The following is a 24,392-nucleotide window of genomic DNA, read 5'->3' as shown; positions in this document are numbered from 1 at the left end:
GAAAGCGCCGCCGGAATTGCCGCTCTGTTTCCGCACTTTGGGGATTGATCGCATACAATAGCAGCGGTTACCGGTGTGATAGCGGTGTTCCGAATGGTCCAGGCGCCGGCGCGCGTTGGTGTGGAGGATCCGAATGTTTCCGTTCCCGTCGGTCGATGAGGTTCGCGATCTGATTCAGCTTGCCCGCCGCGAGGATCTGGGCCAGCAGGGGGACGTGACCAGCCGGCTGCTGGTTCCCGAGGACCGGATGGCGGTGGGCACGCTGGTGCAGCGCGAGGTCGGGATCGTCTGCGGACTGCCGATCGTGGAGATGATCTGCCGCGCGTACGACGAGCGGCTTCGCGTCGAGCAGATTCCCGGGTTTCATCTGGACGTGATCGAGGGGCGATTCAGCGACCAGCGGCTGACGCCACTGTTGCGCGTGCGCGGGCCGATGCGATCGCTTCTGTCGGCCGAGCGGGTGATTCTGAACTTTCTCCAGCATCTCAGCGGGGTGGCGACGCAGACGCAGCGGTTCGTGCGTCGTGTCGAGGGCACCGGCGTGAAGATCTACGACACGCGCAAGACGATTCCGGGCCTGCGGGCGCTGGAAAAGTACGCAGTGCGTTGCGGCGGGGGGCACAACCATCGCACCGGACTGTTCGACGCGGTGCTGATCAAGGACAACCACCTTGCGGGCGTGCCGCTGAAGGAACTGGCCTCGTACCTTTCAGGGGCGGTGGCGCGCAGCCGCGCGGAGGATCCGGGTCGCATGATCGAGGTCGAGGTCGAGAGCCTGGAGCAGTTCAGGGAAGTGCTCAAGGTCGATGGGATCGACATCGTGCTGCTGGATAACATGGATTGTCCGCGAATGCAGAGTGCGGTGGAGCTGCGCAACGCGGCGGGCAAGAAGGGCAAGCTGCTGCTGGAAGCCTCGGGGGGCGTGACGCTGGAAACGGTCCGCTCGATCGCCCTGACCGGAGTGGACCGCATCGCCGTCGGGGCGATCACGCATTCGGCCAAGGCGCTGGATATCGGACTGGAGATCGAGGGATAGCTGACAGAATCGGGGCACCGCAGTCAGAATCGTTGGAGTTGTGCGCGGTGTTCTGCTTGTTCTGCGTTTTGTGTCCTGCCCCGTTTGCCGTTCGAGCAAACATATCGTACGTCAGATCACGTCAGCCCGTGTGGGCTGACAAGCAGATTGAGGATCCCCGACAAAGGCTAAGCCGTCGAAAGGCGGCGTCCGCGCGGGGATTGGCGGCATGATGCATGTTGATGGTGCCGTCAGGCTCCGCGCGGCTCATCGGGACGGGATCGGACGCGAGTTGCCTCCGAGCTCTTTCCGGTGATGCGCAAAGGGCCCGGTCCTGCTGTGGATCGAGGGCCTTGCCGAAAGGATGCTCGCGTGGACGGCGGTGTAAGGCAGTTTGATGCACGTCTGCTGAGCTGCTCCTGCTCGGTTATCGGCCCGCGATTGAGCGGGCGGATCCTCCGGTTGTTGCGTCCAGGTGTGCTGCGGCCGGCTGATGATCAGTCGCCCGGGACATCACCAGGGCGGGTGGTTAAGTCACCCGCCTGCGGCGTCGATGACGATGCTATCCGAACGCCAATGCCCCGGCGGGGCAGGCACGGATGGGCGCGTCGCCATGGCCGGCTGGTGTTTCCGCGCGGACAGAGGCCGGGCGCGTCGCATCCTGAGGCGCCATGCGGCAACGCAGTGACGAAAGGAGGCGCCAGGGCCATGTAACGCCGCCAGGCTTTGTGTTCGTCTTGCAGCACGTTCGCGTGGCGCCGCTTCGGCGCGGATGCGTGCGTGCGGCAGTTTGACCGTCAGGATCCAGTAGCACGGGCGGCATGCCCGTGTGGGTGTGAGACACGGGCCGATCGCCCGTGCTACTCGAACAAGAGCGTCTGAAAACGACGCTCCAGTAACACAGGAGAACTCAGCAATGAGAACCTATCGCACGCGCAAGAGCGGCTTCACGCTCGTTGAAATTCTGATCGTCGTGATCATCCTGGGCATTCTGGCCGCGATCGTGATCCCACAGTTCACCAGCGCCTCGCAGGATGCCCGCAAGAACAGCCTGGTCAGCCAGCTTCAGACCATCCGCAGCCAGATCGAGCTGTACAAGCTCCAGCACAAGGATCAGCTTCCCACGTCGCTGGGCAGCGGGACCAATGACTGGGCGGAGATGCTGAAGCAGACCGACGCTGACCAGAACGACTACGTCGCGGGTACCTCCACGACCGGCCCGTTCGGCCCGTATCTCCAGCAGGAGCCGGTCAATCCGCTGAACTCCTACTCGGCGGTCGGCAGTGTGACGACCGATCCGACTCTGGGCGGCGCCAACCCGGTTTCGGGTAACGTCGGCTGGATCGTCAACACCACCAACGGCAAGGTCTTCGCGACTTCGGCCAAGCTGGGCTACGTCTACAACGAGGCCGATCCGACCGATCCGAACAACGACCTGTAATCGATCCAGGAGTTGTTGCTCGGAAAGCACCGGCGGCGGATGAACAGTTCGCTGCGGCGCCGGTACGGCGGGGCTGAACCCCGCCGTATCGGCGCCCAAGCCGGTTTCTGAAACATGATCAGTGGTGACGGGGCGCGGGCAGGTCAGGAGATCCAAACATGAGTGCCCGGAGATCAACACGGAGATTTGCGATTGGCGATTGGCGGTCTGCGATTCGCACACATCGCACATCTGACATCAATACTCGCAGATCGAGCACCGCATTCACCCTGATCGAGATCCTCATCGTCATCGTGATTCTGGGAATCATGGCGACGATCGTCATTCCCCAGTTCAGCAACGCCTCGCACCAGGCCAAGGAGAACACCCTCAAGGACGACCTGCGTTATCTGCGTACGCAAATCGGGGTGTACAAGGCGCTGCATCGCGACGTTCCCCCCGGCGTGACCGGAAGCTTCTTGGACCAGATGACGCAGTACACCGACGAGGAAGGCAACACCAGCACCACGAAGACGGCGGTGTTCAAGTACGGCCCGTACCTCAGCCGCATGCCCAGCAACCCGTTGAGCATGATGGACACGATCAAGTTCACCACGTCGCTGGATTTGAAGACAGAAGTGGATGACACGACGGGGTGGATCTACAACGCCACGACGGGGCAGATCATCGCCAACCAGAGCGGCGCCGACAGCGGCGGGGCAGGTACGCCGTATGCGGAATACTAAACCCAATGCACATCGTCTGCGATCCGCGTTCACGCTGGCCGAGTGCCTGGTGGCGTCGATCGTGCTGGCGGTGGCGGTGGTGGGAGTGACGGCGGCGATCGTGGCGTCGCAGAGGCAGACGGCGGCGCAGGAGGACGACGCGACCGCCGTGGCGCTGGCACGACAGCTCATCGAAGAAGTCGTTTCCCTGCCGATCGTCCTGCCGGACGGATCGACGGGGGTCGCCGGCTGGCCGGCCAGCACCAACCGCAGCCTCTACGACACGATCGACGACTACAACGGCTACACCGACACGGTGACGACGGACGTGGCGCGGGCGACGGAGCTGGCGGCAAAGGGGAACTTTACACCCGTGCCGCCCAAGCCATCGTTCGCCGTGGCCATCGACGCGCCGCTGGCGGCCCAGCAGTATCGGCGTCGCGTGGCGGTCTCGTTCCCGACGGTGATGTTCGGTGCCAGCGTCAGCGCCGGCGATTTCGCGGTCGTGACCGTGACGATTCAGGGCAACAGCCCCGGCAAAGGCGCCCAGCTCACAAGGCTGGTCGCCAGGACCAATATCACGCGCTGAGGTGGTGAGAATGCCGAAGGTCGGTTGCCACGTGTCGATCGCTCGATGTCGAATGCCCGCCGAGGCATTCGTCGCTGGGCATTCGTCTGGCATGGGTCACTCGGCATCGCTCATCCGGCACGTCTTGCGCCACGGCTTTACCTTTGTTGAACTGTGTCTGGGGTTGGTGATCACGTCTCTGGTGATGAGCGCGCTGGCAGCGTTCGCGCTGGCGATGAGCTCGGCGTGGAAGCAGGCGGAACAGACCCAGTCGGCCACCGTCATCGCCAATCAGGTCTCCGCAGTCCTCCAGGACCAGATCCGTCAGGCAAGGTTGCTGGGCGCGTGGCGCGCCGGATCGATCAACGGCAGCGGCGAAAACGCGGCGGTGATGCTCTGGAAGGAAGCCGCCGGTGGCGATGGGATCATCCAGGATACCGAGCTGTCCCTGATCGAGTTTGATCCAACGGGGCATCGGCTGCTGATCTATCCGGCGGGGCAGGGGTCGGGGCTGAACATTCAGTACAGCGCTTTTACGACGACGGCGGTGATCGACAACTTCAAGGTGGGTCGGACGGCGCGGCCACTGGCGCGCGGCATTTGGGGCGCGAGTTTCAAGGTGAGCGGCACGGGCAGCGGGCAGGTTCCGCGGCTTCAGTTTGCGCTGCGCATCGTGCCGGAGCAACGCGATGACAACGGCAGTGTCAGCCCTGACGGCAGGGCACGCCCGCTGATCCAGTACGGCCAGGCGACGTTGCGTGCGCCGGCGGCGATCCCCAGCTTCTAGCGAGCAAGGTATGCAACCAGAAGCACGAGCAAGAGAACACGGGTTGGCGTTGATGCTGGTGCTGGTGACGGTGGCACTGGCGGCGCTGATCGGGTACGCGATGCTGTCGGCGGCGTCGCTTCAGACGCAGATCAGCGACGGCACCTCGCGCGCCGCCGCCGCCGACTGCATCGCCGATTCTGCCGTTCACGCGGGCATCTTCTTTTTGCAGTATCCGTCCAAGACCCCGGCGTCGTGGATGGGGCACGCGGGGTACGTGATGTACGCGGATAACGTGCCGATGCCCGACGGCAACGGCAACTTCGACATCGATGTGACAGCAAGCCCGACGACGCGCGACCGTTATCGCATCCGCGTGACGGCCCGCAGTGGCGGCAGCACCCCGCTGACGCGCAGCGCCACCGCCAACGTCCAGGTCGTGCGCATTACTCCAAGCTACGCAGGTGCGTTCGGCGGATCGGTGACGGTTCCGCCCAACTACACATTGAACGGGTCGGTTCTGGCCGGCGGGAGCGTGACCATGGCTGGCGGGACGATCACGGGATCGACGGTCATTTCCCCGCCGCCGCCGAGCTTTGTTGTGCCGACGCTGGCGGATGTGAACCATTACGGGGCTGGCGATGTCCCCGGGCAGTATCTGATGCCCGACGGCCTGACGGTGGGAACGCCGCAACCTGTGAGCAATCCGCTGCTGGCGCCGCCCGCGTGGAACTCGACGACCAACCCGGGGCGGGTGTTCTACTGCAATGGAGACGTGCGGATCCAGGCGTCGATGACCTTCCCGGGCACGCTGGTCGTGCGGAACGGCTCGCTGGTGCTCGACATTACCGGCGGAACCATCACCTTCACTCCACAACCCGGATTCCCGGCGCTGGTCATTGACCGAGAGCTGAAGCTCAACAGGAAGCCGCTTACCGTGACGGCCAACGGCATCGTGTGGACGGGCAGCGGCCTGCAATGGCTCGGTCCCAGTTCGCTCGGCTCGGTGCTGACGATCAACGGCGCGCTGATGATGCCGGCGGGCGCAGCGCTTGGGAGCACTTATTCAGGCGTGTTGACGGTGAACTATCACGCGGATGCGATGAGCGTGCCGGATTTGCGGGTCACGCCGCAGGCGGCGACATCGGTGAAGATCCTGTCCTGGAATTAACACAAGAGGGCAGAGGGCGAGCTTCGCACCGTTGCGCAGCCACGAGAACAAAGAGACTCAGAAAGGATGTGCATATGAAAACGGGACGACTGCTGGGTGTGGTGCTCGTGCTCCAGGTGCTGCTGCTGGCGGGGCAGTGGTTTGGCGGGACGGGTTATCTGACCTCCGCCAACGCGCAGATTACTGATCCCGGGCGCGATCGCAGCCAGATGATCGACGAGCTCAAATCGCTCAACGCGAAACTGGACAAGATCATCGCACTTTTGGATGGCGGAAACCTTCAGGTGAAGGTGATTCAGCCCGATGAGAATAAGGGCAAGGCGGCGGGCCGATAAGCCCGATGCCGGATGTGCCGGATTGCGGATCGTGGGAGTGTGCAATGCCGACAGGTCGGCGCTGATCAGCGTTGGCGTTGCGCATCGAAGTTGACCGGAGGAGAATATGCAGGCTCACAGTCACAGATCGGCAATCCACAATTTGCACCCCCGCGGCGGGTTTACGCTGGTGGAGATCCTGGCGGTGGTGGTGATCCTGGGGATCGCCTCGGCGATCATCATCCCGCAGATCGGCACTCGCGACGACCTGGTGGCGTCGGCGGCGGCACGCGTGGTGATGGCCGACCTCATCTATGCCCAGAACCGCGCCATCGCCATGCAGAAAAAGCACTTCGTGCAGTTCGTCGGCCAGCAATACACCCTGATGACCCGGGCGTCGGACACCAGCCCGCTGACGGCCATCACCCATCCGGTGGACAAAACCGATTACGTCACAGCCTTCGGCGTGCGCTACAGCGGGCTGGAGAACGCGTCGCTGGGGACGATCAATTTCGGCGGTCCGAGCATCATCGGCTTCGACGAGCTTGGCTCGCCGTTTTCATTCGATCCGGCCACGGGAATCATCGCGCCGCTGACCTCGCCTGCAACCATCCAGGTGTGCTGCGGCAGTCACCGGCTGACCATCGCGATCGAGCCGTTCACCGGCGAGACGACCGTGCAGTGAACGGACAGGATGAAGGAGGACGGATGAAGGATGAAATGAGAAGGACGTGACGATGCGATGCCCGCGCGCTTCGTCGTCCTTCTGGTTTGATCCTTCATCCGTGGTCTGATGATCCGTCTAACGCGCTCACAAGTTCAACCGATCGGGCTGGATCTGGGGCTGGACAGCATCAAGATGCTCCAGCTCGAGGTGGCGGGCGAGTCGCTGTCGGTGGTGGCGGCGGCGAAACAGTCGTTGCCGGAAGAGCTGCGCCAGCAGCCCGAACAGCGTGTCGCGGCCACGATGGATCTGCTCCGCGGCATGCTTCGATCCGGCTCGTTCATCGGGCGACGGGTGGTGGCCTGTCTGCCACGCGAGATCGTTCACGTCAAGAACCTTCGCCTGCCCATGATGCCGCCGGCGGAAGTCGAATCGGCGGTGCAGTATGAGGTGAGGCACATTTTCCCGTTCGAGCCTGAAGAGGCGACGGTGCGGTACCTGTGCGCCGGCGAGGTGCGTCAGGGAAGCGACACGAAGCTGGAAGTGATCGCGGTGGCGGCGCGGCAGCAGGAGATCGATGGTTTTGTCGAGCAACTTCACCAGGCCGGATGCGTGATCGAGTCACTGGATTTCGAGCCGTGTGCGTTGTACCGCAGCGTCGAGCGGTTCATCCGCCGCCGCGAGGATGAGACCGAAGTTAATGCCCTGCTGGATGTCGGGCTTCGGCGAAGCCAGGTGGTTATTGGCCGCGGGCGGGAGATCAGCTTCTACAAGCCGATCGAGATCGGCGCGCAGGATTTTCATTCAGCGGTGGCGCGGAAGCTGGGAATCAAGGTCGAGGAGGCGCGTGCGGTCCGCCGGCGGCTGTTCGACGGCGGCCAAGCTGACGAACCGGGCAAAACCGACCCGGTGCGCCAGGCGGTCTACGACGCCACGCGCAGCACCATCGAGGATCTTGCCCGGGAAGTGTCGCTGTGCCTGCGGTATCACTCGGTGACGTTTCGCGGACACCGGCCCTCCAGGCTGCGTGTGCTCGGCGGAGAAGCCGGCGACCCGCAGCTCATCGCGATCCTGACTTCGGCGCTGCCGATTCCGGTGCAGGCATCGCGTCCGCTGGCCAGCGTCAACATCAGCCGGATGAGACAGTCCGATCGCCAGGGCCATCTCGGGGAATGGGCGGTGGCGTTCGGGGCGGGATTGAAGCTGACGCGGGGATACTTCGGCTCGCGCGACGGCCGGCGGCGTGAGGTGCTCGTGGGCGCGGCCAGGGATGAAAGCGCATCCGACGGGGACCGCGCGATCGATACCGTCGAGGTGGTAGACCTGGGCAGCATCGACGCCGCTGGCGCGTCGCATGCCACGGCCGCCGAACCGTTGCCTCGACGTCAGGAGGCAGCCCATGCGTGAACTGGAGTTTCTTCCCGCGTGGTATCACCAGACGCGGCGGCACAAGCGGATCGTGCTGATTCAGACCTGGACGCTGGTGCTGCTGGTGGTGGGCTTGAGCACGTGGACGCTGCTGGCGCGGCGGAGCATCCGGGCGGCGGAGGCGTCGCTGGTGACGCTGAGCGGGCGTCTGGAACAGACGCAGACCGAGCAGAAGGTGCTGGAGCAGCACCTGTCGCTGAAGCAGCAGCTTGAATCGCGTCGGCGGCTGATCGCGTCGCTGGGCTTCCCGGTGGAGACCACGCGGCTGCTTCAGACGCTGGATGGCCTGATGCCCCCGGAGATGAGCCTGCTGGAGTTCAGTTGCGAGACGGTGGAGCAGCCGCGGCAGACGAGCGGCGTGCTGGGCGCGCGGTACATCGTGCCGCCCGCGGGCGAGCAGCAATCCGGCGCCCTCCGCCAGATGGACCGCCGCCTGAATGTCAAGCTGGTCGGCGTGGCGCCCAGCGATCTGGACCTGGCCAGTTTCCTGGCGGGGCTGAGCGGCGTGCCTTTCTTCGAGCAGGTGGCGGTGACGTACGCGCGGGACAAGCTGGACGCAGGGCACATCCTGCGCGAGTTTGAGGTGACCTTTTCAATCGACCTGAACCAGAGGCTGTGAAGCTGAGCGGCCATGCTGAAGATACCGAGCCTGAAAGTTCAATCACTCTGGTACGCGCGAGCGCGCTGGTCGCTGGGGGCGGCGATCGTGCTGCTGCTGGTCGTGTTTTACACGCTGTGTTATCGCCCCAGCACGCGTCGGCTGGCGGAGCTGATCGACCAGCGTACCCGGCAACAGCGGGAGCTGGACGCGGGACTGAGCAAGACCAGCATTCTGCCGGTGGTGAAGCTGGAGGTCGAGCGGCTGCGGGCCGAGCTCCAGAAATACAAGACGCTGCCGCGTCAGCAGGAGCTGGCGCAGTTCATCAAGGACGTGGCGCAGCTCGGCACCCAGTCGTCGCTGAAGAAGTTTTTCCTGAATCCCGGGGTTCCGGTGCGAGGCGAGCAGTTTTCCGAGCAGCCGATGCAGCTCACGTTCGAGGGGGACTTCGTGAACGTCTATTCGTTTCTGAGGCACACGGAGGAGCTTCAGCGTCTGACTCGCGTGCGCGGGCTGAGCATCCGCTCGCGCGATCGCATGGGCATGGTCAAGGTGCAGTTGGCGATGAGCATTTACGTCGAGGCGAACTGAAGTGGCAAAGGGTATGTCGGGCCAGAAGCGTAACACCCTGATGCAGGCACTGAAGGCGGACCCGAGGAAGACCGCGGCGCTGGGGGTGCTGCTGTTGCTTCTGGTGGTGATGGTCGCGCGGTCGGTGCTTGTGGGCAGGGGTCCGGCGCGTGCGGCGGCGTCGAACGTGGTCAGCGCGGTGTCGAATTTCATCACCGGGAGCAAGCCCGGTGCCGGGGCCGCCTCGGGCACAGACCAGGTCGGCGGCACGGGGCGAGAATCGTCGGCATGGGCGGCGCTTCAGAAGTGGGCCGACGCGCCCGTCGGGCCGATAAGCCGCAACCTCTTTGCCGTCCGTATGGAGTATTTCCCCGCGGACGGTTCTCGGACGACGGAAACATCGTCGTCGAACGAGGGGTTCTGGGAAAAGCTGGAAAAGTCGCTGGCGCTTCAGGCCGATCAGAGGGACAAGCGCGAAAACCTGATAGCCAACTATCGGGCCGAAGCGTCGAAGTTGAAATTGCAGAGCACGATGCCAGGTGCGCAACCGCGAGCGTTGGTCAATGGTGAACTGGTGGCAGAGGGAAGCGTCGTCGCGGGATTCCGCGTACTCAAGATCGAGTCGCGGCGGATCATAGTCGAGCGAGAGGGCATCCGGCTCGAGGTCCTGATGAAGTGAGGGTCCAGGAGATCCGACACAGGGGATGGTGGGCTGAACCCCGAACCCTGAACCCCAACCAGGCGATGATGCCCGAGATGAGGAGCACACCATGAAGAAGTGGACGAAGACGGCGGGGCTGATTTTTATGGCCGCGGCGTCCGTTTATGCCGATCGGGCCATCGCCGCAAAGCCGGCGAAAAACGTAAGCTCAGCCGAGAAGAGCGCGGCGGCAACGGAGGTGAAGTTGCTGGAGGAGGCCGATCCGTTCGCTGCGGCGGGCGGCGGCGTCACCGCAGCCGCAGCGCCGAGCACCGCGCCTGTCCCGATCGAAGGCGCCGTGGCGCCCGACGCGGCGCAGCCCTCGCAACCGACGCAGACGATCACCGTCAGCGCCGACGGCAGCACGGGCGGCGGGTCGGGTTCAGCCGTCCCCATGCAACTGAACCCCGACGGCACGTTCAGCCTCAACATCACCGCCGGCGCCGACCTGGTCGAGCAGCTTCGCGTGATCGGCTTCCAGGCGCAGATGAGCATCATCCCCAGCAAGGACGTGCACGGGACGCTGCCCGCGATGGACCTGTACAACGTCACGGTCCACGAGGCTCTGGATGCTCTGCTGCACGCCAACGGCTATGCCTGGCGCGAGAAGGGCAAGTTCATCTACGTCTACAGCGCCAAGGAAATCCAGGAGATGGAGAAGGCGGCGCGGGTTCAGAACACGCAGGTGTTCCGGCTGTTCTACACGCCCGCGGCCAACGCGGTGAACATGATCAAGCCGGTGCTCAGCGCCGATGCTCAGGTGTCGTTCTCGACGCCCGCGGTGGCGGGGATCGCGACGGGCACGGGCGATGTCGGGGGCAATTCGCATGCTGAAAACGACCTGCTGGTCGTCAAGGACTACCCCGAAAACCTGGAAAAAGTGCAGGCGGTGCTGAAGGAGATCGACCGCCGGCCGCAGCAGATCCTCATCGAGGCCACGATCCTGCGGGCGACGCTGAGCGAGGACAATCAGCTTGGCGTGGACTTTAACGTTCTGGGCGGGGTGGACTTCTCGACGGTCACGACCCAGGGCGCGCAGATCACCAACTCGAACATCGGGACGCTTTCCGGCGGCAATCGCGTGCACAGCGCCGGCACCGGAAACGCCTTCAGCAGCCCGATCAACGGCGGGCTGAAGGTTGGCGTGGTCTCGCAGAACGTCAGCGTCTTCGTCAGCGCGTTGGAGGGCGTGACCGACACGACCATCCTGGCCAACCCGAAGGTGCTGGCACTGAACAAGCAGAAGGGCGAGGTGATCGTTGGCCGCGAGGACGGCTACGTCACCACGACCGTGACCGAATCCAGCAGCACCGAGACGATCGAGTTCCTCAAGACTGGTACGCGGCTGATCTTCCGTCCGTTCATCGGCGACGACGGGTACATCCGTATGGAAGTTCACCCCGAGGACTCCAGCGGCGGTTTGCAGACGGCGGACAACCTGCCATTCAAGGTGACCACGGAAGTGACCAGCAACGTGATGGTCAAGGACGGTCACACGATCGTGATCGGCGGTCTGTTCCGCGAGTCCAGCGACTCGACCAAGAGCCAGATCCCGGTGCTGGGCAACATCCCGCTGGCCGGGGCGCTGTTCCGCAATCAGCGTGATCGGACGACTCGCGAAGAGGTGATCATCCTGCTCACGCCGCACATCGTGAAGGACGACGCGGCGTACGCGGACGTGTCGGTCGAGACGCTGAAAGATGGTGAGAAGCTCCGCGTCGGGGTGCGCAAGGGGATGATGTTCTGGGGCCGCGAGCGGCTGGCGGAGATGTACTACGAGAACGCCGTCGCGGAGATGCGCAAGCCCAAGCCCAACCGCACGATCGCGTTGTGGAACCTGAACGCGGCGACGAATCTGAATCCCAAGTTCCTGGAAGCGATCAACATGAAACAGGAACTGACGGGCAAGCAGATCACGGCGTCGGACAACAGCACAGCGCGTGCGTTCGTGAAGCGTGCGATGCTGCGGGACGCGACGCCGGCGACGCCTCCGCGGGCCGGCGCGATTCGGATCGACCCGGTGCCGACGACCAATCCGGCGGCGGTGGCGGAGGCGACGCAGGAGCAGGATGCTCCGACGACGGCGCCGGCGCTGGCGGTGGGAGAGCTGTGCGAGACTGCCACGACGCAGCCGAGCGAATCGGCGGCGGGCGTGGAGCTGGCCGGGACGCCCACAACCGCCCCGGGCGCTGAAACGGCGCTGACGCAGGAGCAGGATTCGGGCTTCGGGTGGTCGGATTTGGCAAAGGCGATGGCGTCCGGGCCGACAACCGCCCCGACGAGCCGGCCCGCCGGTTCTGAATTCAGCGGCGACGAAACTGCGGTCACGGAAGTGCCGATGCAGGAGTTGCCGGATTTGTCGGATCTTCCGACGTCGGACCTGCCCGCGCAGGAGCCTGAGGCGCCGGCGGCCAACAAGTAGCACAGCCGGTTGAGCGGTTGCAGAAGCGGCAAACGGACTGGCCAGGGACGGCCGCAGGAGATCCTGGAGAAATGCGCGTGGGCCGCCGCGGGCCAAATGAGGCTCGCGACGGCTCGCGCGATTTCTGGGATGCATCGGGTGCGTGCGGAGCGTTCCGGACGCGCAGCAGCGACGGGTCGAAACCGATTGGTGAGGTGTGCCAATGAAGTGCAAGTGGCTGGGCAGGCGGTCGGTGGTGCTGATGCTGGTGGTGGTGCTGGCCAGTTCGCTGGCAGGCGGTGGCTGCTCGGGCAGCGGCAAGAAATTCAAGAACAAGACGCAGCGTGAACAGGCCCAGGCGCAGTGGAATCGCACCCGCGCCGCGGTGCTGGCATCGCTGGCCAAGAGCCAGTACCAGAACGCCAACTTCGAGCAGGCGCAGCAGTCGGTGAACGAAGGGCTTCGGATGGATCCGAACCTGGCAGCGCTGCACGTGCTGAACGCCAAAATCGCCATCGAGCAGGGGCAGCTCGAGCGCGCCCAGCAATCGCTGACGGTGGCCAGGAAACTGGACGAGAAGCTGGCCGAGGCGGACTACCTGATGGGGGTGGTTTACCAGCGGTGGCAGAAACCGCAGCAGGCGTACGAGTGTTACCTGGCGGCCTGCCAGAAGGATCCACAGGAGCTTGCATACTTTCTGGCGCGGGCGGAAATGCTGGTGGCGATGAACTGCCCGAGCGAGGCGCTGTCGCTGCTTCAGAGCAAAGTCGCCGACTTCGAGCACAACGCCGAGCTGCACCATGCGATCGGACAGCTTCTGGTGGAACAGAACCGCTACAAGGAGGCGGTCGAGTCGCTGCGACAGGCGTCGGTGCTGGCTACCGATGACCTGACGATCCGCGAGCACCTGGCCATGGCGCTGTTTCTGGACCGGCAGTACCGGGAGGCGGCGGACATCTTCAGCCGGCTGTTGCAGAAGGAATCGCACTCGAAGCGATCGGAGCTGTGGCTGGCGCTGGGGGAATGCCAGATGCAGATCGGTCGCGCCGGGGAGGCACGCGCCAGCTTCGATACCGCCACGCAGCTTGACCCCTCGTCGGCAAGCGGCTGGCTGAGCCTGGCGAAGGCGGCGCTCCAGCTCGGCGACGCGCGGCGGGCCGAAGTGTCGCTGCGCAAGAGCCTGGCGATCGATCCGGACAACCCCGAGGTCTATCTGATGTTCGGATATCTGCGACTGCGGGAGAAGAACCTGCGCGAGGCGATGGCACAGTTCCAGAAGGCGGCCACGCTGGACCGTCGGGATCCGGTGGCGCTGTGCATGATCGGATATGTGCTGGAGCAGTCGGGTCGGCGTGACCAGGCGATGAAATACTACGCCGCGGCACTGAAGCTTCGTCCGGGCGACGAGCTGGCCAGCAAGCTGATGGCGTCGGCAGCGGAGTGAACCGAAGGGGTAAGGATGAAAGCGGAAGGGTGACGGATGAAAACGGAAGGCGGGGGTGGTCCGGCGGCCTTGCGAGTTCGTCCTTGACAGACGGGAGCAGTCGTGCGTCGGGCGACGGGGTTGATGATCCTGGCGGCAATGCTGCTGATCGGCGGCATCGCGTGCTTCGTGGAGCGGGCGTTGGCGCCGCAGGCTGCGCGCGTTCCCGTGGGCGCTGTCCAGGATCAGCAGGCATATTGCTACACCGGCGCGGCACTGCTGCTGCTGGGAGGCAGCAGCGCGCTGCTTGGGCTGGCGGTGGTTCGCCGCGGATGTCGCGAGCTGGAGCATCAACTTGGGCAGATGGTGGCCTCCGAGCGGCTGCGGGCGCTGGATCCCAGAGACGGGGGGTTGCTCTCGCTGGTGCGCGCGACCAACGAGCTGGTGGAGTTCGCGGAGCGCGCCGTCACCGACGCCACCGTCAAGCTCAAGGAGCTTCAGATTCAACTGAAGGTGGCCACGGCGCAGCGACAGCACGCCGAGGCGATCATCTACAGCATTTCCGACGCGGTTCTGGTGACCGATCCGTTCGACGAGCTTGTGCTGGCGAATGAATCGGCGGCGCGGACGTTCGGCTTCGACATCGACAGCGCCACGCGGATGCCGATCGACCGGTTCATTCACGATCCGACGATGGTGCAGCTCATCCGGGACATGCGCAACAGCGGCTCGGGACGCACCGGTCGGAGGATCGTGGAATACACGCTGAAGGGGGACAGCGGCTCGCAGCAGGCCAAGACATTCAAGGTGACGCTTTCGTGCGTGGCGGGTCAGGAAGACGAGCCGGCGGGAGTGGTGGTGGTCCTGCACGACATGACCAAGGAGAAGGAAGTCGCGGAACTGAAAAACGACTTTGTCTCCAACGTCAGCCATGAGCTGCGCACGCCGCTGGCGAGCATCAAGGCTTATGTGGAGATGCTGATCGACGGCGAGGCCGAAGATGAGAAAACCAAGCGCGAGTTCTACGAGGTGATCCAGAACGAGGCCAACCGTCTTGGCCGGCTGATCGACAACATTCTGAACATCAGCCGGATCGAATCGGGCCTGGTGAAGATCAACAAGCAGCCGCAGAGCCTAACGGTGATCCTGAAGGAGGCGATCGAGGTGATTTCGCCGCAGGCCAAGCTCAAGCAGATCCAGATCGACGAGCAGTTGACGCCGGTCTTTTATCAGACGCACGCGGATCACGACATGCTGTATCAGGCGGTGCTGAACCTGCTGAGCAACGCGGTGAAATACACGCCCGAGGGCGGCCGGATTACCGTGCAAACCGTTGTCGACGAAGTCAAGCGCAAGGTGGTGACCCGGATAAGCGATACGGGCGTGGGGATTCCACCCAAGGACCTGCCGTTTGTGTTCGATAAGTTTTACAGGGCCGAGGCGAACAACAGGATGGCCAAGGGCACGGGGCTGGGACTGTCGCTGGTGAAGCACATCATCGAGACGGTGCACCGTGGCCGGATCTTCGTTGAGAGCCAGGTCGGCAAGGGCAGCACGTTCGGATTCGAGTTGGACCTGTGTCAGTAAAGGAGATTTGCGATTGTTGATTTGCGGTTTTTGATTTGTGGTCCACTGCGGACAGATCGCAAACGGCAAATCGCAAAGCGCAAAATGACAAAGATGAGTGCAAAGACGATCCTTGTCGCCGATGACGAGAGCCACATTCTTCACGTGGTGTCGCTGAAGCTGCGCAACGCGGGGTATCGCGTGATCACCGCGCGGGACGGGCAGGAAGCGCTGGAGCTGGCGCAGACGGAAAAGCCGGATCTGCTGATCACGGATTATCACATGCCGCAGCTTTCGGGGCTGGAGTTGTGCCAGAAGCTGAAACAGACGCCGCTGACCAGCGCGATTCCGACGATCATGCTGACGGCGCGGGGGTATCACCTGGAGCCCAGCGACACGGAGAAGAGCGGAATCCTGCGGATGCTGAGCAAGCCGTTCAGCCCGCGGCAGTTGCTGGCGACGGTGAAGGAAGTGCTGGAGCAGTCGTCCAGCGCGGTGGCGACAACCTGAGCCTCGGGGCAGCAGCGCACGGGGCCGGGCAAACGACGAGGATGGGGAGCAGACGATGACGGCGACGGCAATGGAAACGGACAAACCGATGGGCTCGGAACAGACGGTCGTGTCGTCGCTGGCGGCGGCGGCGCCGCTGCCACAGAGCGCCCTGGAGACGCTGGCGGCGCGGTTCCGCCCCGGGGGGCTTTTTCTGGTGGCGCTGCACGCCGACGGCTCGGTTGCGTATCACGATGCGGCCGCCGGGCTGTTCTTCCAGCGATTCGTGCTGCCGATGCTCCAGTTCCGCCAGCCGCCGGAGGTTTCCGTCGCGGATCGTGCGGCGGCGGTGCACGCTGGCTCGGGGGTGGAAGTCTGGAACCTGCTTGCGGGCGTGGCGATGGCGGCGTTTCCCTACGTCGAGCGTCGCCAGGTGCAGGGGATCCTGCTGCTGGCGGGCAAGGCGCGCGGATTTCGGCTCAGCGAGGAGGTCGTGCGTGTCTGCTCGCGGCTGGGGATCGACGGAATCTGGCTCAACCAGCAGGCGGAGAGTCTTCCGGGATACGACGATGAATCGCTGCTGCGTCACGCCAGGCTGCTGCTGAGCATGGTGCGCGATCAGGTTCGGCTCAGCCACCTGGAACAGGAACTGGATTCTCTGTCGGGGCAACTGGCCAACACGTACGAGGAGCTGAGTCTGATCTATCAGCTCGGCAGCGGGATGAAGGTCAACCGCAGCACCGCGGATTTTTTCCGCCAGGCGTGCCTGGAGGTGATGGACCTGATCAGTGCCCGGGGCATGGGCGTGTCTCTGGCCAGGGATGTGAGCAAAGAACACAGGGCCGAGAGCGGCGGGGGGGCTGCTTCATCGCTGATTCTGCATCCTTCAACCATTGCTGAGCCGGTGCTGTACGGGGCGATGAGTCTTCCGCCCGGCGCGGTGCAGCGTCTGGCGCGGCAGCTTACGCAGATCCTGGGGCAGCGACGCAGCCCGTTGCTGATCAATCACCTGGGCAGGGACAGGACGTTCAACTGGCTGGCGGAGCATGCTCATCAGCTTCTGGCGGTTCCGCTTCAGCGGCAGGAGCAGTTGCTGGGATGTCTGTTCGCGCTGGACAAGCTGACCGGCGAGTTCGACACGGTGGACTGCAAGCTGCTGTGCGCGATCGCGAACGAGTCGGCGATTTTCCTCGAAAACTCGATGCTTTACGAGGACGCGCGCGGGCTGATGATGGGGCTGCTGCACAGCCTGGTCAGCGCCGTCGATGCCAAGGACACCTACACCTGCGGGCACAGCGAGCGCGTGGCGCTGCTCAGCCGGATGCTGGCACAGCAGGCGAATCTCGGCGAGCGGTTCGCCGAACGCGTCTACATGGCCGGTCTGCTGCACGACGTGGGGAAGATCGGCGTGCCCGAGGCGGTGCTTCAGAAGACCGGACGGCTCACCCCTGAAGAGTACGAGCAGATCAAAAAGCATCCGGAGATCGGGGCGCGGATTCTGCGGGATATCCGGCAGATCGAGGACATCATCCCGGGCGTGCTGCACCACCACGAGCGGTACGACGGCAAGGGCTACCCTGCCGGACTGGCCGCGGAGAACATCCCGCTGATCGGGCGGGTGATCTGCCTGGCCGACTGCTTCGATGCGATGACCTCCAGCCGCACGTATCGCAAGGCCTTGCCGCTGGAGGTGGCGCTGACGGAGATCCGGCGATGCTCGGGCACGCAGTTTGATCCGGGTCTGACCGATGCGTTTTTGCGGATCCGGGTGGAGCGATTTCGCGAGCTGCTGGCGTCGCACCAGCCGCAGGGGTTGCGTCTGGCGCAGCTCGCTTCCGCCCAGCCGCTTCGCGCGGCGGGCTAAGACCCTCGCCGCACGTACCAGTGAGCGACCATGCCGATCAAGTGCGAGGAGTACAACCACGTGTGCGTGATGTCGGTCGAAGGCGACCTGGCCGGCGAGGAGATCGACCGCGCCCGCAAGGCGTTCGACGACCTGGTGGATAAGCGGCAGATCGTCGATTTCGTCATCGATCTGGAAAAGTCCGGCTTCATCGACAGCGAGGGTCTGGAGCTGCTGCTGAGCATGAAACGCAAGTGCGAGGACCTGTTCGGACAGGTCAAGCTGGCCGGCCTGGATGAGAATCTGCGGAAGATTCTCGAGATCACCCGGCTGGCGCAGCGTTTCGAGACGCACGCCGACCTGACGTCGGCGCTGAAGACCATGCGTTGAGGAGAGCCGACGTCGGGCGGCAGGCAGCGGGCGGCAACAGCTCCGACTGCCGGCTGTCTGCCCTGCTTGCGGCTGGGTGCTGAATGCTGGCCACGGCCACGCGAAAACCTCTGGGACAACTGCTTCTGGGCAAGGGGATCATCCAGCCCGAGCAGTTGGAGCGCGCGCTGGATGAACAGAAGCGATCGAACCATCAGAAGCTGCTGGGGGAGGTGATGGTCGAGCTGGGCTTCTGCACCGAAGACCAGATAACCGAGGCGCTGGCGGAGGCGTACGGAGTTCCGTACGCGCGGATCAGCCCGCGCGTGGCCGATCCCAAGGTCATCCCGATTCTGCCCAGGGAGTTTCTGGAAAAGCACCAGGTGCTGCCGCTGTTTCTGGTCGAGGGGGTGCTGACGGTGGCGGTCTCCGAGCCGGCCAACGTCTTTCTGCTGGAGGAGCTTGAGCGGCTCAGCGGCTACCGGGTGCAGCTTGTCGCCGCCACCTCGCGCGACATCAAGGCCACGCTCCAGACCTACCTGCCCAGCGACCAGGTTTTCGTCATCGACGACATCATCGAGGAGGTCAGGCCCGAGGAATTCACCCTGGTGGAATCGAAGGTCGAGGACATCGCCAACCTCGAGGCCGCCGCGGGCGATTCGCCGGTCATCAAGCTGGTCAACTACTGCATCTACAGCGCGGTCAAGGAAGGGGCCAGCGACATTCACATCGAGCCGGGCGAGCACAGCTTCCGAGTGCGGTTCCGGATCGACGGGCGGCTGGCCGAGCGACTACGCCCGCCTCACCAGATGCATGCCGCCGTCGCGTCGCGGATCAAGATCATGGCCGGACTGGACATCTCCGAGCGCCGATTGCCGCAGGACGGCGGCATCCATGTGATGATGGACAAGCGACCGGTGGATCTGCGCGTCAGCACGATGCCGGGAAAGCACGGGGAAAAGGTCGTCATCCGCATCATCGATAACGACAAGGCCTCGGTGAACCTCGAAAAGCTTGGCTTCGGCTACGAGACGCTCAAGCAGTGGCGGAAGCTGATCTCGCTGCCGAACGGGATCCTGCTGGTAACCGGCCCGACTGGCAGCGGCAAGAGCACCACCCTGTATGCGTGTTTGCAGGAGCTAAACAGGCCGGACGTGAACATCTGCACGATCGAGGACCCGGTGGAGTACAACCTGGCGGGGATCAACCAGTTTCAGGTGAACGAGAAGGCGGGGTTCACCTTCGCCAGCGCGCTGCGGTCGCTGCTGCGTCAGGATCCGGACATTCTGATGGTCGGGGAAATCCGCGACGGGGAGACGGCGCGTCTGGCGACACAGGCGGCGCTGACCGGGCACCTGGTGCTCAGCACGCTGCACACCAACGACGCTCCGGGCGCGATCACGCGGCTGTACAACCTCGGCATCGAGCCGTACCTGGTCGGTGCGACAGTGGCGGGCGTGCTGGCCCAGCGCCTGGTGCGAAAGCTCTGCCAGCACTGCAAGGAGCCATACGAGCCGACGCCCAATGAAAAACGGCAGATCGAAAAGTTCAGCAGCGGCGCGGTCCAGACCCTCTACCGGCCAAAGGGTTGCCCGCGCTGCCGAAATCTCGGCTTTGCGGGACGAATCGGCATTTACGAACTGTTCGTTCCGGATGATCAGGCCTTCGAGCTGATCAGCAACGGCGCCACGCTCAACGGGCTTCGCGCCCTGGCCAACGCGCAGGGAATGGTCACGCTTCGCGGGGATGGAATCGAAAAGGTAAAGGCGGGCATTACGACGCTTGAAGAGATTTACCGCGTCACGGCCTAGAGCAGCGAACCTCCTGGTGGTGGTTGGCATGCCGATGCCAGCAACCGCCAATCGAGATTGAGCAGAGATGCAGACCTACGCCTACACAGCCAGAGACGAGCGCGGGGCACCGACCAGCGGGACGTTGGAGGCTGGTTCGGTGGCGGAAGTGTCGCGACAGCTTCGCGCGTCGGGGAAATATCCTGTTTCGATCCGTCTGGCGTCGGAAGCTGCCGGCGATTCGTCTGACGCTGCGGCAAGCTCGACTGCGATACCGGCGCGCGGCATCAAAATCCCTCGCCGCGAGGTCATTCAACTTGCCACGCAGCTTGCCATCATGCTCGAGACGGGCGTGAACCTCTCCGAAGCGCTGGAGTGCATCGCCGCTCAGACCGTCAAGCCGACCACCAAACGCCTGCTCGAAGACCTGGTGACGCAGGTTCAGTCCGGCTCGGACCTCAGCGCGGCGCTGGCCCGCCATCCCCGCAGTTTTCCCAGGGTGTTCGTGACGCTGATCCGGGCGGCGGAGAAGAGCGGTATGCTCTTTAAGCTGCTTCATCGGGCCACGCAGTACCTGCGGGATGAACAGGAGATCATCCGCAGGGTGCGGGGGGCGCTGACGTATCCGCTGATCATGCTCGCGTTTGCGGTCTCGACCACCGTGTTTCTGCTGGCGTTTGTGCTGCCGAGGTTCGCGGTCATTTACGCCAACAAGAAGGCCGCCCTTCCCGTGCCCACCAGGGTGCTGATGGCCATCAGCGGCGTGATCGTGAATCACTGGGTGATGCTGTTGTTGGCGGCTGGGGCGTTGGCGGCGGGGGGATACTACTGGCTGATGACCGACAGGGGCCAGCGCGCCTGGCACTACGTGCAGCTACACCTGCCGCTGATCGGGCCGATGTTCCGCAAGCTGCACCTGGCCAGGGGATTGCGGATGATCGGCACGATGGCCGGCGCCGGCGTGAACCTGGTCGATTGCGTCGCCACCGCACATGACCTGTGCGCCAACGTCTACTTCCGCCAGATGTGGGACGACGTGCTGGACAAGATCCAGACCGGCAAGCAGATGTCCGAGCCATTGTCGGCCAGCCCGCTGGTGCCGCGGTCGATCTCACAGATGATCCACAGCGCCGAGCGAAGCGGCAAGCTGGCCCAGGTGACCGAGCAGGTCGCGACCTACTCCGAACAGGAGCTGAAGGACACGATCGCCGAGCTGACCAGGTACATCGAGCCGGCAATGATCGTGGTGATGGGCGCGATCATCGGGGGGGTGGCGCTGGCGCTGATGCTGCCGATCTTCACCATCAGCCGCGTCGTCAGTCAGTAACTGCCGTCCACTTCTTCCCGCACTCAGTACGGCTCCAGGCCCGCCGATCAGCCGGCAGGTGCAATTCCGCTGCAATTTGTTCGTTGCGATAACTTGCAAAATTCGTCGGAGTGTGAGAAAAGAGCGGCGGGCAATTCGGGTTGCACAACAACATCACGAACTGAGCAGTCGCGCGTGAAAGGAGTCAAGCAATGTCGGTGGAGCAGGCATCCGGTGCATCAGGGCTGGGGGAGACCGCCCCTTGGGTTCAGCTTTTTCAAAGGGCTCATCAGAAGATCGTCATGCTCGAACGGCTTGACGAGCAGATGATCCAGATGCTCAACCGTCGTCAGGAGCTTCAGGACGAGCTGCGCGAGATTCAGCTTCAGATCAACGAGGAATTCAACCAGCGGATCAAGACAACCGGCGACGCCCCGGCCAAGCTGCTGCAAGCCATCGCCAGCGACCCGGCGCGGCGCAACGGCGGCGCCGCACCACCGCGCTTTGCCAGCGCCGTGGACGCGGCCATCCAGCAGGGCCATTGAGCGCCGCGGGGCTGGTTACACCGCGGTCGGGCATCAACAGGGCGTCTGTAAGTGGCCGGCTTCGCACGGGGTTACGGACGAACAGGGGACTTGGGCGAGCAGGGTCCGGCGATCCGAGCACAGGTGCTCTGCGCCCCGTTGTCGGAGCGTCCGTCGTACCTGCACATCTGCCCCGGCGGTTTCAGCTCAGTTTTTCCTGTTATCCCAACCGGCTGCGTGCACATAATGCTTGCGAATGACGCAGTGCAGTCGGCACTGGCAGCTTCTACGGGATTACGTCGAGCAGGGCTGCGAGCAGGCCTTCGCCGAGCTTGTGGCCGAGCACATCGACCTGGTCTATTCCTCTGCGCTGCGACAAGTCCGGGACCGGCACCTGGCCGAAGAAGTCACGCAAATCGTCTTCATCATTCTGGCGCGCAAGGCAGGGTCGCTGGGGTCGGAAGTGGTGCTGCCGGCATGGCTGCACAACACCACGCGTTATACCGCGATGAACCTGTTGCGCGCCGAGGCACGCCGACAGACACACGAACGCAAGGCAGCGGAAATGAAAGGCCAGCTCCAATCAACCTCCACCTTCGATCCGTTGTCACGGGTTGATTCGAGCTGGAAACACCTGGAGCCGGTGCTGGACGAGGCGCTGGCCCGGCTCAACGAGCGTGATCGGGCGGCGATCCTGCTCCGCTATTTCCAGCACAAGAGCGTTGCCCAGACCGCCGAGGCACTGGGGATTTCCGAGCCGGCGGCTGGAATGCGCCTGCATCGCGCCGTCGAGAAGCTTCGCAGTTTCTTCCAGTCGCGCGGGGTGAGCCTGCCGGCGGTGGCCCTGATGGGGGTGATTTCCGCCAACGCCATGCATCCGGCCCCGCCGGGGCTGGCACAGACCGTCGCCGGCGGCGCCTTCCACGCCGCCGGACACGCAGCCTCCGCCGCGGTCTGCTCTTCGCAGACCTGTGAATACTCCGCCCTGGCCGATTCCGTCATCCGCACGATGGCCATCTCCAGGGCCAAGTCGATTGTCGGCGTCTCCGCCGCCGTTGTGGTCGTGACCCTGATCCTGGGCCTGTTCACTCACGTGCTGATCAATTCGCTGATCCGCCAGCCCTCTCCGCCGCATGAGGAGCCTCACACTTCCCTGCAAGCCCAGCCGCAACAGGCCAGCAGCGCACGAGTGCTGTAAGTTTCCGGCTTCAGGTTCCGGGCATGGCGGCGATTTCCCGCGTTATCTCCATCCCCTCGCCGCACAGATAACCATTGGAGCGACTGATCGATGCCCCGCCGGCTGTTCATCCCCCAAACACCCGCCTCCGTATCGCAGGTCGATGCGGTGCAACTGGTCGATGGCATTCTTGCCGCCGCCCTGGCGCGGGGGGCGTCCGACGTTCACATCGAGCCAACCGCCGACGGCGCTGAAGTCCGCTTCCGCGTTGATGGATTGCTCGAAGTTTTTTCAAGACACGATCACGAAACCGGGCGATGCATCGTCACCCGACTGATGGTCATGGCCCAACTGCTGACCTATCGGCTGGATATCCCCCAGGAAGGACGATTACGCATTCAATCGGAGCGGGCGGACGCAGGCAACGGCGACGAGGCCGCCGCGCACTCGGCGCTGCGCCCCCTGGAACTGCGTCTTTCGATCATGCCCACGACCCACGGCCTGCGCGCCGCGGTCCGCATGCCTGCCGAACTCATCCAGCCGCGATCGCTGGAGGAGCTTGGCCTGCCGGAGCCGGTGCTCTGGGGTCTGCGACAATTTGCAGCCGCCGCCAGCGGCATGCTGCTGGTGACCGGGCCGGCCGGCGCGGGCAAGACCACAACCATCTACGCGCTTCTGGATCTGATCGTGCGAAGCAGGCCGGGTGTGAGCATCGTGGCGATTGAGGATCCGGTCGAGCGCGACATCCCCGGCGTGACCCAGATCGAAGTCTCGCCGTTCGGGCAGCTCACCTACGAGCGCGCCCTGCGAAGCGTGGTTCGCCAGGATCCGCAGGTGCTCATGCTCGGGGAGATTCGCGACGCGGCCACCGCTTCGCTGGCGGCGCAGGCGGCGCTGTCGGGGCACCGGCTGATCTGCACGATGCACGCGGGCACGCCCGGCGGGGCGATCGCCCGGCTGCTGGAGATGGGCCTGGAGCCCTATCGCATCACCAGCACGCTGTTCGGCGTGATCTCGCAGCGGCTGCTGCGGAAGCTCAATAGGGATGCGTCGGGAACCGCAAGCGGCGGCGCGATCGGCCACGCGCGCCATTACCGGGGCCGCGTGCCGGCGGCTGAGTTCGTGCCGCTCAGCGCGGCGCTTCGCCGCGCGATCCTCGCCGGCGCCGACGCCGCCGAGCTTCAGCGCGTCGCCGCCGCGCAGCCCGGCCATGCCTCGCTGCGACATGCCGCCCAGATCCTCGTGGCGCAAGGTTTGACGGATATCGACGAAGTCAACCGCGTCCTGGGGCCGGAGGATGAGGCTGAACAATGAGCAACACACTGCGGCAATCGCGACTCGTCGGGTGTGTCATGGGCGTGCCGCCCGACGTTTACACGCATCTCTGTGAGCCCTCGTCTTTCAGGCAGCAGAGCGGACAGGTGTCGCGCCCGCGTGCTGAGCGGCATGAAGTGATGAAGAGCCTCAAGATCATACTTTCGAACTCGAGCGCACCCTGCATGGCCGGGGCGGCCATGCCACAGTTGGCTCGGACGTGTCATAGGCGTCGCGCGCGTGCGGGCGGG

At 64.3% G+C, this 24,392-nt stretch carries 23 protein-coding genes; all 23 read left to right on the top strand.

What is annotated here, in order from left to right:
- Positions 1–133 precede the first annotated feature (133 nt).
- The 23 genes from nadC (at position 134) to ACQS5P_RS05660 (ending at position 24,141) form a co-directional block, all read left to right on the top strand.
- The gene (nadC, locus tag ACQS5P_RS05770) at positions 134–1,036 is read left to right on the top strand and encodes a carboxylating nicotinate-nucleotide diphosphorylase (protein WP_428939952.1); all 903 of its coding nucleotides are present in this window, start codon (positions 134–136) and stop codon (positions 1,034–1,036) included.
- A gap of 895 nt (positions 1,037–1,931) precedes the next feature.
- Complete coding sequence (locus ACQS5P_RS05765) at positions 1,932–2,456, top strand: type II secretion system protein (protein ID WP_428939951.1); 525 nt, start codon at positions 1,932–1,934, stop codon at positions 2,454–2,456.
- 158 nt (positions 2,457–2,614) lie between these two features.
- Positions 2,615–3,181 (top strand): prepilin-type N-terminal cleavage/methylation domain-containing protein, encoded by a 567-nt coding sequence (locus tag ACQS5P_RS05760; RefSeq protein ID WP_428939950.1) that lies wholly within the window; start codon positions 2,615–2,617, stop codon positions 3,179–3,181.
- The gene (locus ACQS5P_RS05755) at positions 3,168–3,749 is read left to right on the top strand and encodes a hypothetical protein (protein WP_428939949.1); all 582 of its coding nucleotides are present in this window, start codon (positions 3,168–3,170) and stop codon (positions 3,747–3,749) included. The genes ACQS5P_RS05760 and ACQS5P_RS05755 overlap by 14 nt, the downstream gene beginning before the upstream one ends.
- A gap of 91 nt (positions 3,750–3,840) precedes the next feature.
- The gene (locus ACQS5P_RS05750) at positions 3,841–4,515 is read left to right on the top strand and encodes a PulJ/GspJ family protein (protein WP_428939948.1); all 675 of its coding nucleotides are present in this window, start codon (positions 3,841–3,843) and stop codon (positions 4,513–4,515) included.
- A 10-nt stretch (positions 4,516–4,525) separates the two neighbouring features.
- Positions 4,526–5,665: a hypothetical protein gene (locus ACQS5P_RS05745; protein ID WP_428939947.1), complete on the top strand. Its 1,140-nt coding sequence runs from the start codon at positions 4,526–4,528 to the stop codon at positions 5,663–5,665.
- A gap of 74 nt (positions 5,666–5,739) precedes the next feature.
- A complete protein-coding gene (locus ACQS5P_RS05740) occupies positions 5,740–6,000 on the top strand; it encodes a hypothetical protein (RefSeq protein WP_428939946.1) in 261 nt (86 codons plus the stop codon).
- A gap of 106 nt (positions 6,001–6,106) precedes the next feature.
- Positions 6,107–6,664: a pilus assembly FimT family protein gene (locus ACQS5P_RS05735; protein WP_428939945.1), complete on the top strand. Its 558-nt coding sequence runs from the start codon at positions 6,107–6,109 to the stop codon at positions 6,662–6,664.
- 108 nt (positions 6,665–6,772) lie between these two features.
- The gene (gene pilM, locus ACQS5P_RS05730; protein WP_428939944.1) at positions 6,773–8,050 is read left to right on the top strand and encodes a pilus assembly protein PilM; all 1,278 of its coding nucleotides are present in this window, start codon (positions 6,773–6,775) and stop codon (positions 8,048–8,050) included.
- Positions 8,043–8,690, top strand: coding sequence for a hypothetical protein (locus ACQS5P_RS05725; RefSeq protein WP_428939943.1), 648 nt, complete (start codon positions 8,043–8,045; stop codon positions 8,688–8,690). The genes pilM and ACQS5P_RS05725 overlap by 8 nt, the downstream gene beginning before the upstream one ends.
- Positions 8,691–8,702: 12 nt before the next feature.
- Positions 8,703–9,260 (top strand): type 4a pilus biogenesis protein PilO, encoded by a 558-nt coding sequence (locus ACQS5P_RS05720; RefSeq protein WP_428939942.1) that lies wholly within the window; start codon positions 8,703–8,705, stop codon positions 9,258–9,260.
- A gap of 40 nt (positions 9,261–9,300) precedes the next feature.
- A complete protein-coding gene (locus tag ACQS5P_RS05715) occupies positions 9,301–9,918 on the top strand; it encodes a hypothetical protein (RefSeq protein ID WP_428939941.1) in 618 nt (205 codons plus the stop codon).
- A 91-nt stretch (positions 9,919–10,009) separates the two neighbouring features.
- On the top strand, positions 10,010–12,361 hold the full coding sequence (locus tag ACQS5P_RS05710; RefSeq protein ID WP_428939940.1) for a secretin N-terminal domain-containing protein: 2,352 nt from the start codon (positions 10,010–10,012) through the stop codon (positions 12,359–12,361).
- Between the two features lie 202 nt (positions 12,362–12,563).
- The gene (locus tag ACQS5P_RS05705; protein WP_428939939.1) at positions 12,564–13,784 is read left to right on the top strand and encodes a tetratricopeptide repeat protein; all 1,221 of its coding nucleotides are present in this window, start codon (positions 12,564–12,566) and stop codon (positions 13,782–13,784) included.
- Between the two features lie 102 nt (positions 13,785–13,886).
- Positions 13,887–15,350 carry a sensor histidine kinase gene (locus ACQS5P_RS05700; protein ID WP_428939938.1) on the top strand — a complete coding sequence of 488 codons (1,464 nt, stop codon included), beginning with the start codon at positions 13,887–13,889 and terminating at the stop codon, positions 15,348–15,350.
- A gap of 93 nt (positions 15,351–15,443) precedes the next feature.
- Positions 15,444–15,839, top strand: coding sequence for a response regulator (locus ACQS5P_RS05695; RefSeq protein ID WP_428939937.1), 396 nt, complete (start codon positions 15,444–15,446; stop codon positions 15,837–15,839).
- Positions 15,840–15,894: 55 nt separating this feature from the next.
- Positions 15,895–17,682 (top strand): HD domain-containing phosphohydrolase, encoded by a 1,788-nt coding sequence (locus ACQS5P_RS05690; protein WP_428939936.1) that lies wholly within the window; start codon positions 15,895–15,897, stop codon positions 17,680–17,682.
- A gap of 30 nt (positions 17,683–17,712) precedes the next feature.
- On the top strand, positions 17,713–18,051 hold the full coding sequence (locus ACQS5P_RS05685; protein WP_428939935.1) for an STAS domain-containing protein: 339 nt from the start codon (positions 17,713–17,715) through the stop codon (positions 18,049–18,051).
- 83 nt (positions 18,052–18,134) lie between these two features.
- Positions 18,135–19,841, top strand: a complete 1,707-nt coding sequence (locus ACQS5P_RS05680) for a GspE/PulE family protein (protein ID WP_428939934.1) — start codon at positions 18,135–18,137, stop codon at positions 19,839–19,841.
- A 67-nt stretch (positions 19,842–19,908) separates the two neighbouring features.
- The gene (locus tag ACQS5P_RS05675) at positions 19,909–21,147 is read left to right on the top strand and encodes a type II secretion system F family protein (protein ID WP_428939933.1); all 1,239 of its coding nucleotides are present in this window, start codon (positions 19,909–19,911) and stop codon (positions 21,145–21,147) included.
- 281 nt (positions 21,148–21,428) lie between these two features.
- Complete coding sequence (locus ACQS5P_RS05670) at positions 21,429–21,671, top strand: hypothetical protein (RefSeq protein WP_428939932.1); 243 nt, start codon at positions 21,429–21,431, stop codon at positions 21,669–21,671.
- A gap of 235 nt (positions 21,672–21,906) precedes the next feature.
- The gene (locus ACQS5P_RS05665; RefSeq protein WP_428939931.1) at positions 21,907–22,848 is read left to right on the top strand and encodes an RNA polymerase sigma factor; all 942 of its coding nucleotides are present in this window, start codon (positions 21,907–21,909) and stop codon (positions 22,846–22,848) included.
- A gap of 90 nt (positions 22,849–22,938) precedes the next feature.
- Positions 22,939–24,141, top strand: a complete 1,203-nt coding sequence (locus ACQS5P_RS05660) for a GspE/PulE family protein (RefSeq protein WP_428939930.1) — start codon at positions 22,939–22,941, stop codon at positions 24,139–24,141.
- Positions 24,142–24,392: the final 251 nt, after the last annotated feature.

Source organism: Fontivita pretiosa (assembly GCF_050410795.1).
GTDB lineage: Bacteria > Planctomycetota > Phycisphaerae > Tepidisphaerales > Tepidisphaeraceae > Fontivita > Fontivita pretiosa.
Note: the sequence above shows the minus strand (reverse complement) of the source record. Positions and strands in the feature narration are given on the sequence as shown.

Coding starts and splice junctions, on each gene's coding strand:
- nadC (WP_428939952.1), top strand. CDS start 134: ATGTTTCCGTTCCCGTCGGTCGATGAGGTTCGCGATCTGATTCAGCTT.
- ACQS5P_RS05765 (WP_428939951.1), top strand. CDS start 1,932: ATGAGAACCTATCGCACGCGCAAGAGCGGCTTCACGCTCGTTGAAATT.
- ACQS5P_RS05760 (WP_428939950.1), top strand. CDS start 2,615: ATGAGTGCCCGGAGATCAACACGGAGATTTGCGATTGGCGATTGGCGG.
- ACQS5P_RS05755 (WP_428939949.1), top strand. CDS start 3,168: ATGCGGAATACTAAACCCAATGCACATCGTCTGCGATCCGCGTTCACG.
- ACQS5P_RS05750 (WP_428939948.1), top strand. CDS start 3,841: ATGGGTCACTCGGCATCGCTCATCCGGCACGTCTTGCGCCACGGCTTT.
- ACQS5P_RS05745 (WP_428939947.1), top strand. CDS start 4,526: ATGCAACCAGAAGCACGAGCAAGAGAACACGGGTTGGCGTTGATGCTG.
- ACQS5P_RS05740 (WP_428939946.1), top strand. CDS start 5,740: ATGAAAACGGGACGACTGCTGGGTGTGGTGCTCGTGCTCCAGGTGCTG.
- ACQS5P_RS05735 (WP_428939945.1), top strand. CDS start 6,107: ATGCAGGCTCACAGTCACAGATCGGCAATCCACAATTTGCACCCCCGC.
- pilM (WP_428939944.1), top strand. CDS start 6,773: ATGATCCGTCTAACGCGCTCACAAGTTCAACCGATCGGGCTGGATCTG.
- ACQS5P_RS05725 (WP_428939943.1), top strand. CDS start 8,043: ATGCGTGAACTGGAGTTTCTTCCCGCGTGGTATCACCAGACGCGGCGG.
- ACQS5P_RS05720 (WP_428939942.1), top strand. CDS start 8,703: ATGCTGAAGATACCGAGCCTGAAAGTTCAATCACTCTGGTACGCGCGA.
- ACQS5P_RS05715 (WP_428939941.1), top strand. CDS start 9,301: ATGCAGGCACTGAAGGCGGACCCGAGGAAGACCGCGGCGCTGGGGGTG.
- ACQS5P_RS05710 (WP_428939940.1), top strand. CDS start 10,010: ATGAAGAAGTGGACGAAGACGGCGGGGCTGATTTTTATGGCCGCGGCG.
- ACQS5P_RS05705 (WP_428939939.1), top strand. CDS start 12,564: ATGAAGTGCAAGTGGCTGGGCAGGCGGTCGGTGGTGCTGATGCTGGTG.
- ACQS5P_RS05695 (WP_428939937.1), top strand. CDS start 15,444: ATGAGTGCAAAGACGATCCTTGTCGCCGATGACGAGAGCCACATTCTT.
- ACQS5P_RS05690 (WP_428939936.1), top strand. CDS start 15,895: ATGACGGCGACGGCAATGGAAACGGACAAACCGATGGGCTCGGAACAG.
- ACQS5P_RS05685 (WP_428939935.1), top strand. CDS start 17,713: ATGCCGATCAAGTGCGAGGAGTACAACCACGTGTGCGTGATGTCGGTC.
- ACQS5P_RS05680 (WP_428939934.1), top strand. CDS start 18,135: ATGCTGGCCACGGCCACGCGAAAACCTCTGGGACAACTGCTTCTGGGC.
- ACQS5P_RS05675 (WP_428939933.1), top strand. CDS start 19,909: ATGCAGACCTACGCCTACACAGCCAGAGACGAGCGCGGGGCACCGACC.
- ACQS5P_RS05670 (WP_428939932.1), top strand. CDS start 21,429: ATGCTCGAACGGCTTGACGAGCAGATGATCCAGATGCTCAACCGTCGT.
- ACQS5P_RS05665 (WP_428939931.1), top strand. CDS start 21,907: ATGACGCAGTGCAGTCGGCACTGGCAGCTTCTACGGGATTACGTCGAG.
- ACQS5P_RS05660 (WP_428939930.1), top strand. CDS start 22,939: ATGCCCCGCCGGCTGTTCATCCCCCAAACACCCGCCTCCGTATCGCAG.